This window comes from Paraflavisolibacter caeni (genome assembly GCF_025628885.1).
GTDB classification, from domain to species: domain Bacteria; phylum Bacteroidota; class Bacteroidia; order Chitinophagales; family Chitinophagaceae; genus Flavisolibacter; species Flavisolibacter caeni.
This window is the reverse complement of sequence record NZ_JAOTIF010000001.1, coordinates 648,685-665,644: the sequence shown is the minus strand read 5'-3', so window position 1 is coordinate 665,644 and position 16,960 is coordinate 648,685. Positions and strand designations below refer to the sequence as shown.

General features: G+C 41.9%; 15 protein-coding genes. 3 read left to right on the top strand and 12 right to left on the bottom strand.

All coding sequences use genetic code 11. The annotated features are described in order from the left end of the window. Nucleotides 1–3: 3 nt before the first annotated feature. Complete coding sequence (locus tag OCK74_RS02740) at nucleotides 4–585, top strand: RNA polymerase sigma factor (protein WP_279295454.1); 582 nt, start codon at nucleotides 4–6, stop codon at nucleotides 583–585. 336 nt (nucleotides 586–921) lie between these two features. Here OCK74_RS02740 and OCK74_RS02735 read toward each other — a convergent pair whose 3' ends face one another. The 10 genes from OCK74_RS02735 to OCK74_RS02690 all read right to left on the bottom strand — a co-directional run bounded on the left by OCK74_RS02735 (nucleotide 922) and on the right by OCK74_RS02690 (nucleotide 11,836). Beyond that, nucleotides 922–2,544: a DUF5060 domain-containing protein gene (locus tag OCK74_RS02735; RefSeq protein WP_279295453.1), complete on the bottom strand. Its 1,623-nt coding sequence runs from the start codon at nucleotides 2,542–2,544 to the stop codon at nucleotides 922–924. Nucleotides 2,545–2,890: 346 nt separating this feature from the next. Then, nucleotides 2,891–4,837, bottom strand: coding sequence for a protein-disulfide reductase DsbD family protein (locus OCK74_RS02730; RefSeq protein WP_279295452.1), 1,947 nt, complete (start codon nucleotides 4,835–4,837; stop codon nucleotides 2,891–2,893). A gap of 73 nt (nucleotides 4,838–4,910) precedes the next feature. Then, nucleotides 4,911–6,092: a DUF3570 domain-containing protein gene (locus OCK74_RS02725; protein WP_279295451.1), complete on the bottom strand. Its 1,182-nt coding sequence runs from the start codon at nucleotides 6,090–6,092 to the stop codon at nucleotides 4,911–4,913. A gap of 43 nt (nucleotides 6,093–6,135) precedes the next feature. After that, nucleotides 6,136–6,363: a DUF4266 domain-containing protein gene (locus OCK74_RS02720; protein ID WP_279295450.1), complete on the bottom strand. Its 228-nt coding sequence runs from the start codon at nucleotides 6,361–6,363 to the stop codon at nucleotides 6,136–6,138. Between the two features lie 2 nt (nucleotides 6,364–6,365). Then, nucleotides 6,366–7,316, bottom strand: coding sequence for an FAD:protein FMN transferase (locus tag OCK74_RS02715; RefSeq protein WP_279295449.1), 951 nt, complete (start codon nucleotides 7,314–7,316; stop codon nucleotides 6,366–6,368). Further along, nucleotides 7,303–7,743: a thioredoxin family protein gene (locus OCK74_RS02710; RefSeq protein WP_279295448.1), complete on the bottom strand. Its 441-nt coding sequence runs from the start codon at nucleotides 7,741–7,743 to the stop codon at nucleotides 7,303–7,305. The genes OCK74_RS02715 and OCK74_RS02710 overlap by 14 nt, the downstream gene beginning before the upstream one ends. 142 nt (nucleotides 7,744–7,885) lie before the next feature. Then, nucleotides 7,886–8,335: a protein-disulfide reductase DsbD domain-containing protein gene (locus OCK74_RS02705; RefSeq protein ID WP_279295447.1), complete on the bottom strand. Its 450-nt coding sequence runs from the start codon at nucleotides 8,333–8,335 to the stop codon at nucleotides 7,886–7,888. 180 nt (nucleotides 8,336–8,515) lie between these two features. After that, a complete protein-coding gene (purQ, locus tag OCK74_RS02700; RefSeq protein ID WP_279295446.1) occupies nucleotides 8,516–9,190 on the bottom strand; it encodes a phosphoribosylformylglycinamidine synthase subunit PurQ in 675 nt (224 codons plus the stop codon). Nucleotides 9,191–9,310: 120 nt separating this feature from the next. Further along, nucleotides 9,311–10,303, bottom strand: a complete 993-nt coding sequence (locus OCK74_RS02695; protein WP_279295445.1) for a hypothetical protein — start codon at nucleotides 10,301–10,303, stop codon at nucleotides 9,311–9,313. Between the two features lie 12 nt (nucleotides 10,304–10,315). Next, complete coding sequence (locus tag OCK74_RS02690) at nucleotides 10,316–11,836, bottom strand: hypothetical protein (protein ID WP_279295444.1); 1,521 nt, start codon at nucleotides 11,834–11,836, stop codon at nucleotides 10,316–10,318. Nucleotides 11,837–12,048: 212 nt separating this feature from the next. On the opposite strand from OCK74_RS02690, the gene OCK74_RS02685 reads away from it, so the two are divergent. Continuing rightward, the gene (locus OCK74_RS02685; RefSeq protein WP_279295443.1) at nucleotides 12,049–14,019 is read left to right on the top strand and encodes a KUP/HAK/KT family potassium transporter; all 1,971 of its coding nucleotides are present in this window, start codon (nucleotides 12,049–12,051) and stop codon (nucleotides 14,017–14,019) included. A 4-nt stretch (nucleotides 14,020–14,023) separates the two neighbouring features. Here OCK74_RS02685 and OCK74_RS02680 read toward each other — a convergent pair whose 3' ends face one another. Next, entirely contained in the window at nucleotides 14,024–14,542 is a 519-nt protein-coding gene (locus OCK74_RS02680) for a ferritin (RefSeq protein ID WP_279295442.1), read from the bottom strand. 118 nt (nucleotides 14,543–14,660) lie between these two features. On the opposite strand from OCK74_RS02680, the gene OCK74_RS02675 reads away from it, so the two are divergent. Continuing rightward, nucleotides 14,661–15,809, top strand: coding sequence for a hypothetical protein (locus OCK74_RS02675; RefSeq protein ID WP_279295441.1), 1,149 nt, complete (start codon nucleotides 14,661–14,663; stop codon nucleotides 15,807–15,809). 47 nt (nucleotides 15,810–15,856) lie between these two features. Here OCK74_RS02675 and OCK74_RS02670 read toward each other — a convergent pair whose 3' ends face one another. Then, nucleotides 15,857–16,798, bottom strand: a complete 942-nt coding sequence (locus OCK74_RS02670; RefSeq protein ID WP_279295440.1) for a hydrogen peroxide-inducible genes activator — start codon at nucleotides 16,796–16,798, stop codon at nucleotides 15,857–15,859. Between the last annotated feature and the right edge of the window lie 162 nt (nucleotides 16,799–16,960).

Here is a 16,960-nt window from a genome sequence, read left to right as displayed (position 1 = left end):
ATTATGCCATCTTTAACATCACTAAACGACCATGAACTTGTAAACTCTTTTGTTGCAGGTAATATAAACGCATTAGAAACGCTGATATTGCGTCACAAGGATAAAATTTATACATCTATCCTATTTTTGGTTAAAGACCAGTACCTTGCTGAAGACATTTTCCAGGATGCTTTTATTCGCATCATTGATACCATGCGCAGTGGAAGGTATACAGAGGAAGGAAAGTTTTTACCTTGGGCCATGCGTATAGCACACAATCTTTGTGTGGATCACTTCCGCAAGGTAAAGCGTACACCAACCATTAAAAACAGTGAAGACCAGGATATCTTCGAAGTGCTCAATTTTACAGAAGAAAGTGCCGAAGATAAAATGATCAAAAAGCAAAGTCACAGCCGGGTGAGAGATATGCTTGACATGTTGCCAGAAGACCAGCGGGAAGTGATCGTGCTGCGTCATTATGCGGATATGAGTTTCAAACAAATAGCCAGTGTCACCAATTGCAGCATCAATACGGCTTTGGGCCGTATGAGGTATGGTCTCATCAACCTGCGCAAAATGATGACCCAAAAGCAAATTGCACTTTAGAATTACTGTTAACAATTCATATAAATAATGAAATGACCCACTTTCAACAAGGGCTCTTTTGTTGTTTATTTAAGCGAATGAACAACTCATAACCATGATAAGTTGTTCATTCGCTTTGCTATGACCAGTAATCAAGTCATTGTCATTCTTAATCTCCAACTGCACCCCAAACCGCATTTGTAGGAGGCTGATTAGGAATGACGCCCAATTATCCCGACTCACCCCGGTCCGCCTAAGGCGGAGAGTGTCAGTGCTGTATAGCCCTGACTGTTTATTTTCTTAAAAAATGAAGCCCTCAACTTTTTAAAAAGTTGAGGGCTTCATTTTTACGTTCGTTTATAAACCTTTTATTTCCTTAATCCTTAAAACGATTAATGGCTTCAAAGGCAAATTGACTTTTTTAAAGTCTTTATCATACACCCGGTAATCCATTTCCTTTGTGGTTTCAAATATTCCGGGATATTCAGTAATGGTCATATCCCAAACGTCAATGATCTCCACCTTAAAACGGGTACCTGGCATTACTTTTTTATAATCGGCATTTTTAACTGGGAGGTTAAACAGCCACGATTGATTTATCTCTTTGCCGAAATTGATAAAGTAATATCCATTGCCTGCGGTAGCAGTTTTATTATCGCGGCTAATGTCGGCTAATTGCAGGGAGTTGGGGCATTCCTCCACGAGTTTTCTAAGAAATGCAATCCGTTTCCAACTAGTGCCTCTAAAATGACCACCCTTGGCCCAGAAGATGGTATCGGAATCGTCCTTAAACATATAACATTCGCCATGGGTAACATAAGTACCGCCCATCACCCCATTTAACACCAAATACGTCATTTCCTCGGGGCTATAACGCCCCCAGCGGTATGGCAAATTCCCTTCATATCCCACTTCGTCGGAAATAATGGGCTTGTGGTAGATCTGACGCAACAAGGCTGCCGAACCGGGGCTTTGAACCGGTGATTCATCCTGTATGCTAACATGGGTAAACTCCGGCTTCCAGTAATCGAAATAGGTGGCAGTTGCTCCGTGTATAGAACACAAATGACGATAAGGATCGTTGGCGACAACGGTTTTGGCGATCAGATCCCAGTCCGCCGGAGTTTTAGCCTTTACATAGTCCCATTCATTGGCCAATGACCACCATACATTCCGGAAAGAGGCCAATCGGGCCGTCAGGTATTTGATGTAGCGAATGTTCGTTTCATTGATCATGGCGTCGAAACCCCAACGTCCTTTATCATAGGGATGAAACAGGATCAGGTCGGCTTCGATGCCCAGGCTATCCAATTCATCTATACAATGCTCCAGGCGCTGAAAAAATACAGGATTGAATCTTTCAAAATCCCAGACTTTAATCTCATTGCCCTTTTCATCCTTTTTAGTTCCTTTCAATTCAAAAGGATACACTTCCGGCTCTTCTTTGACCAGGGAATAATTTTTTGGAAAGACGCACATCCGGATTTTATTGAAACCCGATTGTTGCAGCGCATTCAGCGTAGCTTTTTGCACCCCTTGATCCATATGGTTCCAGGCGTATGCAGTCGTTCCAAATGGATAATAGGGTTTCCCATCAGCATACCTGAAACTATATACATCAGACACTTTGACCATGCCGTGATTGTTACCGCCAGGCTTTACACATTCTAAGGACCCTTTTTTATTGTTCAATTGCGACAGATTACTGGAGGTGGTATACCGCCAGGAGCCAAGCCTTGTTGGCATGAACCGTATTTTATAGTTTCCTTCGCCATCATAGAAACCGTTGACCGAAATGCTGGTGTCTTCCCCAGTAAAAGTGGCCTTTAGGCTGACATTGGTAAAAGGATTTTTATCGGTACCGGCTTTGAGGAGGACTTCATACCTGCCCCATTGCGCAACTTTTTGTTGGGCCGTTGCTGCCAGACCCGGTAGCACCATGTAGCAAAACCAGAGTATTATATTTTTTATTTTATTCATTTCTCTTTTGTTTACTTTCTTTTACCTACATATCAACTTCGAATAGTTACATTAATTTACGTTTTCCAAAGATATGGATTGGCTAGTACTAAAAAAATAGTAACAAATGCGGAGGCCTTGCTTCTAGTGAAATGATTGATAAGCTGTAATGGAAGTGTGTTATTGGATGGCGCAACCTCTCGAGCGCCATATAAAGGTTGGCTGTCGCCAACAGAAATGCAAGGCGTGTTTACCATCGCAATACCATGACCGCTGCCGGGTAAACCGGCAGGCAATAAGGCGCACGCACCATTTTCGAATTGACGTATTGCAAGACTGGGCTAAACGATGGGCCTGGTTGCTATTATTATTTCTTCATGGCATTCAAGCCGCATTGCAGCCATTGGACAAACTCTTCTGCAACAGGGGTATAAGATTTGGTTTTGGTCAATACTTTTTCATCGGGACTGATAATAGCATATTGCGGCTGCGAGACAGCATTAAAATTTTCCGATTGAAACGTGGCCCATTTGTCACCAACAGTAACAATAGATTTCTCAACACCAGTTTTTGTTTTGAACTGAACCTGTTCGGCCAGCGGCAATCTTTTACGCTCATCAACATAAAGTGATACCACAATAAAATCATTTTTCATCATGCGTGCTACATCAGGATTGGGCCAAACTTTTTCTTCCATACGACGGCAATTGACACAGGCCCAACCTGTGAAGTCAATGAGAACAGGCTTGTTCTTTTCTTTTGCCAGGCGCAGGGCTCCTTCATAATCGTTGATTATAGGCTCAATATTTTTTTCACAGTTCACCGGGTGTTTGTAAAGGCTATAACACATGGGTGGCGGGAAGCCGCTGATCAATCTAAGATTGGCCGCGCTTGTATTGGTAACACCAGGAACCAGATAGAGCGTTGCTGCTGCAAACAAAATGATGAACGCCCAACGGGTTTTGGTCATCTTCGGCTTACTATCATGTGAAAAACGGATTACTCCCAGAAGGTACAACACAATGGCTATACCAATGATGATCCAGATGGCTATGAAAGTTTCGCGTCTTAAAAAGCCCCATTGCTTGACAAGGTCGGCATTTGATAAAAACTTTACTGCCAATGCCAGTTCAAGGAAGCCCAGCACTATTTTAACACTGGTGAGCCAACCGCCAGATTTGGGCAGTGATTGCAACCATCCCGGGAATAGTGCAAATAAGGCAAAGGGTAAAGCCAGCCCGAGACCAAAGCCTGCCATACCGGAAGTCAACTGAATGGCACCACCATCGTTGGTCAGCGCACCTGCCAGCAGGGAACCGAGGATAGGACCCGTACATGAAAATGAAACAATTGCCAGGGTCAACGCCATAAAGAAAATACCCCAAAAGTCACTAATGCCAGATTTTGTATCTATTTTATTGGCAAAGCCTGAAGGCAGTCCTATTTCATACAAGCCAAAAAAAGAAAGAGCGAAAAAAATGAAGATGACGAAGAAGGCAAGATTCAACCAGATGTTTGTGGAAATGTTATTGAGCACTTCAGGGTTGGCCTGATCAACGATATGGAACGGCAAACTTAAAATCACGTAGATAAGAAAGATGCTAAAACCATACATCAAAGCATTCCTTACACCTTTCTGCCTGCTGCCGGAACGCTTGGTGAAAAAAGAAACTGTAAGCGGAATGAGGGGGAAAACACAAGGAGTGATCAATGCGATCAATCCACCCAGAAAACCAAGCAAGAAGATGCCTGCCAGGCTTTTATCTGCAGTATCATCATCACCACATATGGATACAGGATTGCCCAGATCGAGTGAAGATATCCTGATTCGCGTAGAAGCAGCTGTCCCCCCTTCAAGTGGAACGGTAAAATTAAAAGCGGTACCGGGGTAAAATTCATCCGCCTTTCCATAAGTATATAGCAAAACACCTTGTAAGGTTGCGGGTACAGGTCCCTTGATATTGATTAGCTGCTTCCAGGAAGTCGGGCTCTCATAAATCTTTACGGAAGTGCCCTCAAAAATGGAACTTTCCACTTTCCTGGCATTGCCAGAATCATTCATCTCGCTCACCAGCTGGATAGAAGAATCCGGAAACTGGAGTTCTGTTGTGGCAATATCACTCAACTTCTGATTGGGAGCATATAACTGCCAACCATTGGTATTGCTTACTGAAAATTGAACTTCATATTGTCCATTGCCTATTTTCCGGCTGGATACCTTCCATGGCAATACCGAGGAGGAATCCTGTGAAAAAGCAAAAGAGCTAATCAAGAAAAATAAAACGAACAGAAATGATGGTTTGCAAGAATTCATTCTACAAATTTTAAACAAGGCCCTTTTTATCAAAGGGGAACAGCCTTTGCGCACAGGGTTCCGGGCTTCAAGCTTATTTTAGTTTGATCTGCAAAGAAATGATGTTTGCCTGTAAATCAGTGCTTCTGCTGTAATGCCCGTACCGAAGTTCTAAAGTGTTCACATGCTGTATGCCCAATACCCCCCTTGGTGGTGCAAACCTAATACCTGTGCCAAAGAAATGACTGTTAAACTTTGACAGGTCATAATCAGAGGTGAAGTACTGATCGCTGAAATTGTGCAATTGGTAAGGCGCAAAGTAATCAGCAGCCGATTGGGAATAAAAGCGGTAATAAGGACTTATTGAAACAAAAGGGGTTAATTTAACCGGGGTCTCCAGTTCCGCCGTATGAGCTTTTACGCCCCAACCATCAGCATAAAAACGATAGAAAGAACGCAAAATGATCTTATCGCCTAAAAAGTAATTAGCCCTGATCCCGATGGGGAACTTTACACGGGTATCTGGCAGGGTTTCTGAATTCAAAGAGCCATCCTTAAAATATACACGCTGGTATTTTGTAGCCAGCAACCCGGTTTGATACACAGGTTCTGCAATAACGGACAACTGTAATCGTTGATTAATGACTTGTGCCAATGAAAGTGAAAGGCTAAAAGAATTGCGGTTAGGATTTTCATTCTTGTCCTCATTATAACCCCGCAACTCAATGGGATAAATGATATGCCATTGATCAAAATAACTTTGGAACTTAAGCCCAAACTCCCGGTTATTGTCTTTTGAAGCTTTGGTATAACTGGCACCAAAGCCTACAGAAGTGTAGTCAAACTCCTGGGAATAGGAAGCGGCAAGCCCGATTGATGACTTCTTTTTTTCATTCTGCAATGTCCAGGAAAGCGTTGGATAAATACGAGTATCAGAATAGGATGCAGAAGTAATTGTGGAAGGGTCAATTTTATCAGAAGAAGCGGAAGTGTAGTGATCTATACCCAACTCCAGTCCATAACTGTGTTTACGGGCCTTGCGATCATACTTTGACAATTTGAGTTCGAATGTATTTGCAAAGTCGGATAGTTTTTCAGTCCCAATACCACCTGTAACTGCGGAATTATTTCCATCCTGGTGGTAATAGCTGGAGACAAAGTTTACTTCATCTAACTGAAGTTTCCTGCTTTTATAATTTGCGGTATCCGCGCCCTGGGAGAATGCACTTAAAATACCCAGGTACATGCCTAATAGAGTTAGAGATATCTTTCGCATTGATCAGGGAGAATTTTGAGTAACGAATGATTCGAATGACGAATTAGTTGCAGCCGCAACCACCACCGCTTTTACCGCCATTGGCGCCGGAAGCACCTTCGCGGTAAGACTGAAAACTTTGTTCAAACCGCTGTGATTTACGGGCTGATAATTCCATTTCCGAATCATTGAGACGACTTTTCTGATACTCCTTTACTGATTTACAGGAGGAAAATGCGACAACAGCTCCTATAAAAAAAAGTGAAGTCCGAATAGCATAAGGCTTATTCATTTTTATGAAATTTTAATATTGTGCGTAGTATACATCTTATTATCATCATCAATAATGATGCAGGCCACCCCATGTAATTGATTGATCATATTCAACCCGGCCCTGATGCCCATGACCATAACCGGTGTAGCCATGGCATCTGCCAATTCAGCACTGGAACAAATAATGGTAACACTTTTTATGCCACTGACGGGCATACCAGTTTTAGGATCAATGGTGTGCGAATATCTCTTTCCATCAATGATGGCAAACTTTTCATAATTGCCGGAAGTAGCCACTGCCATATTGCTGATATTCAAGTAGGAGAAAGGATGTTTTGTATCAGGATCAGCAATCCCTACTGTCCACGGGCTTCCATTTGGTTGCCCTCCCCAAGTAATCAAGTCTCCAGCTGCATTTACAACGCCGCTTTGAACACCATTTCGCATCAAAATCTCTTTGGCTTTATCAGCGGCATAGCCTTTACCGATCCCACCAAAGCCAATACGCATTCCTTTTTCCTTCAAAAAGACAGTGCAATTAGCTTCGTCAAGAATCACATTCCGCCAGTTGATCAACCGGACCATTTGCCTGGCTGTTTCCTTATCAGGGAGCGCTGTCATGCTGGCATCAAAGTTCCAAAGGCTTTTATCAACAGATCCATAAGTAATATCAAAAGCACCTTGGGTCAATTTTGAAATTTTAAGGGAGCGGTAAACCAGGTCAAATACTTCCCGATCAACCTTTACGGGTGTTATACCAGCATTCCTGTTGATCAAAGCCGTCTGGCTTTCTTCATTAAAGGTGGTGAGCAACTTTTCAATGCGACTGATCTCTGTTACCGCCTCATCGATGCGTTCATTTGCCCAAGAGGCATCATTGTGAACAACCGTAATCTCAAAACGATTGCCCATCAGGCGCAAAACTTTTTTATGTGCTGTTTCTAGCGACAGGCTGCTATCAGCGGGGTGCATTCATTGCCGTATTTAATTCGTTTACGAACTGTTCCGGTGTTTCATTTGGAAGACCTTCCCATTGTTTCAAAATCTTTCCAGATTCATCGGTCAGAATGGTAAAAGGAAACTTTCCCTCAGGGTTATAACGGTCTGCCAATGCTTCATTCGCTTTCATTTGGTCTTTTGGTAATTGATTTTTTTTCAAACGCGGAAAGTCCGCGCGCACCAACACCAACTTTTCAGTAGCATAACTTTCAAAAGTGGAGGATTCAAAAATCTCCTTTTTCATACGGATGCAGGGGCCACACCAATCAGACCCAGAGAAGTTAATCAATATATACTTGTGAGACTGACCTGCCTCTGTTTTTGCCTGGTCGAAATTTGTAAGCCAAGGTGCAGGAATCAACCAAAAGGCAAAAACGAAAAGTTTGAAAAGAAGATGCATGGAAATTTAGTTATTTATGGTTATGAAGGGAAAGACAATACAATATAAAAATTCTCATTAAAGCATAAGCTTATGCTTTAATGAGAACGGAGAGGAACAACATTTATTTTCTGATGGTTCCAAAAAATGTAGCGCGTTAAGATTAATTTAACGCTACTGTAAAGTTCACAGTTTTGGGAGGAAGGCATTTTTTATCATCGCAGGTTTGGAACTCAAGCTTGCCGGCTACAGCAGTTTTAGCCTTTCCTTTAACAGTTACTTTTTGAATGAAATTCACTTTCTGGCTGTATTGATTTGCAGAGACATCCAGCTTTTCGTCTCTGAACTTTTCCAGTTTACCTACTTCTTTGACAGCACCGTCAAACTGCAACAGTGGGTTTTTCGAAAATGAAAAAGAAGTGGGTACCGCAATGGCATCATCTGGTTGATTTTGAGAATACAAGTGCCAACCCGGAAGAATACTTGCAGTTAAATGGATCTCGTAAATTGTGGGACTGATCTTCTTAGAGCTGAAAGCCCAGGATACAGGTGATTGTTGGGCAAAGGATAAACTACCAAATAATAATGAAGCAATTACAAATATTTTCCGCATAGAATACATCTTTTTGCCTTACAAATTTCCTGAATTGAATGCTTTTATCATGTTAAAGTAAAACGATAAAAGCCAATAATCAGCCAATTATAAAAATGCAAAATGAAGTTGCCATGAACCATCATTGGACACAGCAACTTCATTTTAATTATTTAGATATATGCCGGTTTACAGGATATATTATGCCGTTTCCAGAACCAGCGAAAACAACTTGTTAAAAAGCTTGCGGCCATCTGTATTGTGCAGAGCAGAAGAACATGCTCTTTCCGGGTGGGGCATCATACCAATAACATTCCTTTCAGCATTACAGATACCGGCAATATTGCGTACAGAACCATTAGGGTTCGCTTCTTCCGTTTCATTTCCTTCCTCATCGCAATATTTCAGCAGCACCTGGCCATTTGCTTCCAATTGATTTAAGGTCTGTTCATCAGCATAGTACCGACCTTCTCCATGGGCTACAGGGATCTTGTAAATTTCGCTGTCAGCATCTTTTATAAAAACGTTCCTACAAACAAACTTCTGGTGGGCATTTCGTAATAAAGCACCAGGCAGCAGGTGCGACTCGCACAAAATCTGGAAACCATTGCAAATACCTAATACCTTGCCTCCTCTTTGCGCAAAATCAATAACGCTTTGCATAATAGGGCTGAAACGTGCAATGGCGCCTGTACGAAGGTAATCGCCATAAGAAAAGCCTCCAGGCAAAACAATGCAATCTTCGGTAGTAAAACCGGCAAGATCACTGTTTTTATGCCACAGCATTTCTGACTTCTGTTTCAGGTCTATTTGCAGAGCTTCATGAATATCCCTATCGCAATTTGAGCCCGGGAAAACTACAACGCCAAATTTCATAATAGTGAATTGAGCCGCAAAGATAGTTCACAGTCTCAAGAGTTCCCGAGCTTCTATGATAAAGGCTTCAAAAAGTTTAGTTTCTCTTCCAATACTAGTTTACCAGTGCCGTAAAGTTGCTTAAACCTTCCACCCCAATTTTACAAACTGCATTACCAGGATGAAGGCAACAGTTGCAAAAAAGATTCCCAGGGATATCCACCTTTTTTTGGGGTACAGGTAGGCACTTGAATGAAAAGCAGCAAAGGGCGCGGTCATAAACAACCAGTTATGCAGGCGATTGTCTGCATTTATAAAGGGTATTGCCATAGCAGTGATCAAGTAAAGAACCAGCAAGGTCCAGTTCTTACGTACCTGGATCAGCATTCTGCGCAAATGTCCCCTGATGTAAGCTGCTCCTACAAAGAAGGGCACAAATAGCAAGATCGCAACAATAATGATCGAGGCAGACATCCGCATGTCGGGCAGACCAATTGTCACATTTGGAATTATGCGGTCAGGAGTCAGTTGATCGACCAGGAATAAATAAACAGCGTAAAAATAATAAGGTGTCAATGCCCCAATAAGCATCAATACCAGCTCATTAAAACGAAAGGGCTTCAGTATAGCCATTCCAAGGCAAAGCGTAAGCAAAAAAGCTGCGGAGGGGAAGAAAATAAAAGAACTAAAGCCAACAATGAGACCTATATTATAAACAATACCCTTTGCAGCCTGTTGGTTGTACAACCTGAAAAGTTTTCCGAAAGCCCAGATGATGAGCGTTGCTGCTACCAATTGAGGAGAAAGATAGCTCCATTCAGGTAAGAGCGAAGTGACCAGTAAATAAGCCATTGCAGGCAAAAAAGTTTGATGCGTGGTCATCCTGTATTCATTCACATAATGATTCAGCATCAGCGCCTGTACATATAAAATAAGGAAGGCAACAAAGGCAGATGCCGAACTGTTGCTTTCCGTAAGCCCCAGAAGGGAAGAAAAATAAGGGTATAAACCACCGTCAGTTGCTGTTGCCTGTAGCGGTACAGAATACAGGAACAGGGGTATTTTGATCAGTAATCCGAAAATGAACAGCACTGCAACATTTGCAGGCGATTTTTGTTTGAAAAGTGCAATCACGCGGCAATGCTATTAATTAAATTCCACTTTAGCAAAGCAAATGTAATTACGATAATAGCAGGGGATGATCATTTGCCGACCGCTCACCTGTTTTCCATATTTGGCAAGAAACTCATACCCCTTATCCAGATTTTTTAATGTTGGATTACGGTTGATCTTACCATCTGCAGTAAGTATCAAGTCGTTCAACAGCAATGTCCTTTTTTCTTCCTGGTTGTAGAGGAAATGGATCTGGCCCCCTGTATTCAGGATCTGATAGGAAATGCGATCGTCTGACTCATCATCAAACTGTCCCTTGTGAATCACATTGCTCCACTCGAGTTTGCCGGTATTATCAAAAGAAAGAACGGTAATGTTATCAGCATGATGGCGCATCGCCTGTCCGCGGTTGTAATACTGGTTGCGCCACCACCAACTGTTATAAGGTGAAGAATAGGAATAATAATCATATGCACTCATTGGATACCCATACAGGTAACTCCAGCGGTTCCAACTATTGAAGCGGGATGTAGTGTAATAAGATTCACTGCCTATAATAAAGCCACCATCCCTTTTTACAATGATATTACGGATAAAATAATCATTAAAAGCAGTTTTCACCGAGGCCTCACCCCTGGCTTCGGCCCTTAGCTCATCACTAAAGTTCACTGCATTTTGCATCACTGGCTGCCCGGATTGTTTATCCCAGCTATAGAAATAAAATCCTTCAACATTACCACGGCGTTGCTTATAGTAAAAAGAGGTAAGGAAATACCGTTTGTTATTATTATCTACCTTAATATGCGGCTCATCCAGGTAAAGCTTATCATGAGGCACCTTAACAGTAGTAAATGAATCAGCCATTGCCGGTTTCAGCACAAGGTTGGTTTCCACTACATTATCATTGCTGTTACGGGTAAACTTGGTAAATACCAGGTCGCCATCATTGTCCAGGTTGAATTTGTCCAGGAAATCATCCCGCTCTTGCATAGGCATATTCAATTGAGTTCTCTTTTTCAAATTCAATTCCTTGTCATATAATAAAGTAGTTACAACATAATTAGATTTATTACGGGAATTGATCTTAAAGACCATAATACTGTTCTTGTCCTCGCTGCTAACGGCAGAATAAATACGGTCACTACTGGAAAAACCAATATGAGAAGTATCTAATTTATAAACCTCTGAAGCCTTTTTTCCATTTTTATCTACTTTAACAGCGTCACAATAAACAACATTTTTACGTTGGTATTGGTACACCATGTAGGCGAAATCAGGGTAAGAAAAAAAATCGATATTAATCAGCCTGTCATAAGGGATATAATCATGGAGTACTTTTTCAAGCTGCTTCATTTCATTATCGTATACACTCACATAATTTTTCCCGCTAAGACTTTTATAAACTAAAAAATTACCGGAAACCTTACCAATCACTTCAAAATTCATACGGCGACTCTCATCACGCTCAGGTTCAGAATAGATGATCCGTTGGGCGAAAGTGGTACCGGATATTAGAAAAACAAAGAATAAAAACAAAAGACCATTAAACTTCATAGGAGAAAATTAACTGCTTAAAATTAATTGTTGCGCTGTTAATAAGACGTGTAAATTTTGAAGAAGCTGCATGAATAATATCAGAACCGGCTGTACTTTTCCTTTACTTTTTGGATACTTGGTCTAAAGTTGGTATATGAATCTTTGAAGTTTGGCATTACATTTAACATTAGTTTGAGGATTTATTTTGCACCCTTAATAAACGGCATATAGTGAAAGTTTCAACCAAAAGAGCGACGCTTGCAGGATTATTAGTGGCTTTGGGGATTATTTATGGCGACATTGGAACTTCGCCTTTATATGTTTTTAATGCAATTATTTATGGCAGAACCATATCTGAACCACTCATCATAGGCAGCCTTTCCTGTATCATTTGGACCATCACCCTACAAACAACGATCAAATACGTACTCCTGGTTTTAAGAGCAGATAACCGTGGAGAAGGTGGCACATTCGCCCTGTATGCCCTGGTACGCCGACGACGAAAGTGGCTGGTGATCCCAGCTATGATTGGCGGCGCAGCCTTGCTTGCTGATGGAATGATTACACCTCCCATCTCTATTACCTCTGCGGTTGAGGGCCTTAAAGAACTTCCAGCTTTCTATAATATTGAAGAAAATGTTGTTTACATTGTTTTAGTCATCCTGACCCTATTTTTTTTCCTGCAACAATTTGGAACAGCCTCCATAGGCAAATTATTTGGACCGGTTATGATGATCTGGTTCACCATGCTGGCAGTTTTGGGCGTTGTACATCTTACTGATGATCTTACTATTTTTAGAGCCTTTAGCCCTCACTATGCCGTCAACTTTGTATCCACCTACCCGGATGCACTCTGGATCATTGGGGCAGTTTTTCTCTGTACTACAGGTGCAGAGGCCCTTTATAGTGATCTTGGACACTGCGGAAGGGCCAATATCAGGACATCCTGGGGTTTTGTCAAAATATGCCTTTTGCTCAACTACCTGGGCCAGGCAGCATCCTTGCTGCACTATCATAAAGGAGTAACCATTACAGATGAGATAAGAAATGAGATAGGAATTAATGCCTTTTACGACCTCATGCCTCAATGGTTTATTATTATCGGAGTGGTCATTGCAACGAGCGCAGCCATTATTGCCAGCCAGGCAATGATTTCAGGTTCTTTTACCCTGATCAGCGAAGCCATGCGACTGAACCTTTGGCCAAAGTTCAAGATCCGCTACCCATCTGAAGAAAAGGGACAGTTGTTCATTCCTTCCCTCAACCTATTTATGTATATCGGCTGCGTAGTCATTGTTCTTTACTTCCAAACTTCATCAAGAATGGAAGCGGCTTATGGCCTGGCTATCATCGTAACCATGCTGATGACCACGATGCTGTTTTCCAACTTCCTGGTATTGCAGCGGGTGAAGCCAGTTTATATTTATACATTTTTGATATCTTATACAATTATAGAACTGGTCTTCCTGGTTGGATTGCTGCAAAAGTTCACACACGGAGGTTACATCACTGTGTTACTGGGCGGGGTGATGTTTGTTGTGATGTATGCCTGGCATAAAGCAAGGAAGATCAAGAACCGCTATGTGGAGTTTGTACGGCTGGAGCACTATATTCCCAAGATCCAGGAGTTGAGCAACGACCGCTCGGTACCCAAGTATGCCACCCACCTGGTGTACCTGACCAGTGCCGACAACCCCAAAGAAATTGAGCATAAGATCATCTATTCTATACTGAACAAAAAGCCCAAAAGGGCGGATATCTACTGGTTTGTGCATGTTGACACCCTGGATGATCCTTATACTGCAGAATATAAGGTGGACCATATCATTCCCAATGATATCATCCGCGTGGAATTCAGATTAGGCTTCAGGATAGAACCGCGTATCAACCTGATGTTCCGCAAAGTGGTGGAAGACCTGGTGGCCAACAGGGAAGTAAACATCACCAGTCGCTATGAAAGCCTGGAACGCAGCAATATTGTGGGAGACTTCTCCTTTATTGTCATGGAAAAATACCTCAGCCAGGATAACGACCTGCCGATCATTGAGCGCATGGTCATGAAGCTTTACTTCTGGTTGAAGGATGTCAGTCTTTCAGAAGAAAGGGGCTTTGGACTGGATGTCAGTACGGTAACCGTAGAAAAGTTCCCGCTGATCGTGGCACCCGTTACCAACCTGAAACTGAAGCGGATCGAAAGCTAAAACCTCACCGCTTTTTTCCTTTAGCCTTTCCAGTTTTTCCTGTCATGCCTAAATCCCTGTCAAACAGGTACATACCTCCTTTATCGTCCCCAATCAGCTTTAGTTTATCTAAAATATTGCGGGCCAGGGTTTCTTCTTCAATTTGTTCTGCAACATACCATTGAAGGAAATTGTGGGTAGTATAATCTTTTTCCTGGATACAAAGTTCTACCAGGGCATTGATTTCATTAGAAACTTTGATTTCATGGGATAGAACGATATCAAAGATTTCCTGGATGCCCTGAAAATCATTCTGCGGAGCAGCAAAAGCAGGCACGAGCCCATGGCCGCCGCGATCATTGATATAATGAAAAAGCTTCAACATGTGCATCCGTTCTTCATCGGAATGATGATATAAAAATGCAGCAACGCCATTATAACCTTTAACCTGGCACCAGGAGGCCATGGCTATATAATACATAGAAGCATACCCCTCCAGGTCAATCTGCCGGTTCAAAGCACTTTCGATTTTTGATGAGATCATAAACAGAGGTTTCTTGAAATTTACGCATTCCTGCTCTCTTTGTTAAGTTTATTTTAAAGAAAATTTGTTCATGTAACTTTTTGACGTTGCTTTGCCTCTAACCAATAAAGCCAGGACTATGACAAAACTTTATACATTCTTTCTTCTTTGCCTGCCATTTTTCTATTCCTGCAAATCTGCCAGCAAAGCTTATGAACAGGGTGATTATGAAAATGCTATAGAGCGATCCATCAGAAAATTGCAAAAGGATCCTGGTGACCGGGAAGCTAAAGAGCTGCTTCAGAGCTCCTATAAATTTGCTGTTGAACGCCACGAGGAGCAGATCCGCATTTTATCCAATAGCAGCAGCGACAGGAAATGGGAACAAATGTTCAATGAATACAATTCGCTGCAGCGATTGTACAACATGATCAGGCAATATCCTTCTTCATCAGCAGCTGTGCATGCGCGGGATTATTCCAGCTATATTGAAACCTACAGGGATAAGGCAGCCGATGCGCATTATGAAAAGGGGTTAAAATGGCTGGATGATGGAACAAAAATCGGTTTCCGGGAAGCTTATCATGAATTCAGGTCAGCTCTTTATTTCAAGCCAGATGATATTGATATCCAAAAACAAGTCCAGCTTTCTTATGAATCTGCACTGGTAAGAGTAGTTGTATTACCAATTGATGCCATTAATGGCAATTATTATTATAATAATAGCTCATTCCAGATGCGTAACTTCCAGGATCAGTTGATCAGGAATCTGAATTTACGCTCCAATGACAACTTTGTAAAATTTTACAGCACACTGGATACCCGTAGTGGGGCTTTCAGGCCCGACGAAGTACTGGAAATGCGGTTAGGACGCATCAACATAGGTCAACCCATTGACCAGCAGCAGTCTCGCCAGGTTTCAAAAGAAGTTGTGTCAAAAGAAATTGTGTACAGGAAAGACTCTATCGTTAAAGAATACACTAAAGTTTACGCAACCATCAATGTAATCAACAGAATACTGGTTTCCAATGGAGATCTTTTTGTTACCGCCAGAGATGAGAATGGAAAGATCTTTTGGTCCGACACTTTTATAGGCGAGCATCGCTGGAATACGGAGTTTGCAACTTATACGGGTGATGAAAGAGCATTAAGTGATAATGACAAAGCCCTCATCAACCGAAAACCCAATACTCCACCGGCCCCTGAAGCTATTGTTGAAAATATCTTCCGCCAAATCGAAGACAATTTATCCCTACGACTGAAAAACTATTACTTGCGCTATCAATAGGCGATGACAGATGGCAGACGATCATTTAAGAATTGCTCATCTGCCATCTATTCTTCAATCGGCACCACCTTTCTCTTTTGGTTCGATTTAACCTTTTCAGGAATTGCGGCGAGTATTTCTTTTTTGAGCGCCTGCACTAACCGGCGCTTCACATAATTCCGGTGCGTTGCAATGCTCACTTCCCTTACTGGAGCCGGCGCTTTAAAATACCGTAAATGCTTTTGCTGTTTAGGACTCATATCCAGTGTTGCCAATTCGGGAATAATGGTAATGCCGTCGTTGGTATCTACCAAGCGCCTCAGGGTTTCTATGCTGCCGGCCTCATATTCGAAATGGCTGCCTTCTTTACTGCTTTTACGTAATTGACAAAGATTGACAATTTGCGAACGAAAGCAGTGCCCCTCTTCGAGTAACCACAATTTATTTGGATCAATATCAGTAGGTAACACATAGCTTTTCTTATATGCTGCATTGTCTTTGGAAACATATGCTACCAGCTCTTCATAAAACATAGGGTCTTCATTGATACCCATTTCCTGTAAAGGGGTCACCAGGATCCCTGCATCAATACGGCCTTCCCGCAACCGTGCAATGATCAGGTCGGTAGTCAACTCATTCACCACCAGTTTAACCTGAAGGTATTTTTGAGTGAAAGCAGGAATAAACAGAGGCAATAAATAGGGGGCCAATGTAGGAATAATCCCTACCTGTAGCTGACCATGCAAAATCCCTTTCTGTGTTTGCACCACTTCCAGTACGCCATTACATTCTGCAACGGCTTTTCTTGCCTGTGCAATGATTTCAGCACCAGCCTGAGTGGGTACCACCGGCTGCTTGCTACGATCAAAAATCTGCACCCCCAATTCCTCTTCCAGCTTTTGGATCTGCATGCTCAAAGTTGGTTGTGTAACAAAACATTGAGCCGCAGCTTTTGCAAAGTGACGCGTATTGTCAACCGAAATAATATATTCTAATTGCGTCAGGGTCATTTAATAGGATTTATCTATTTTACTATAAAAATAATCAATTTCACCAATCAGGCTTTTCTAGCCATATTTGTTTCATTATAACAACACGCCTCTCAAACATAAATACTTACCGTTATAAGCAAACAAAAGTTAACCACAGCATCTGGCATTCCTTATTACCAT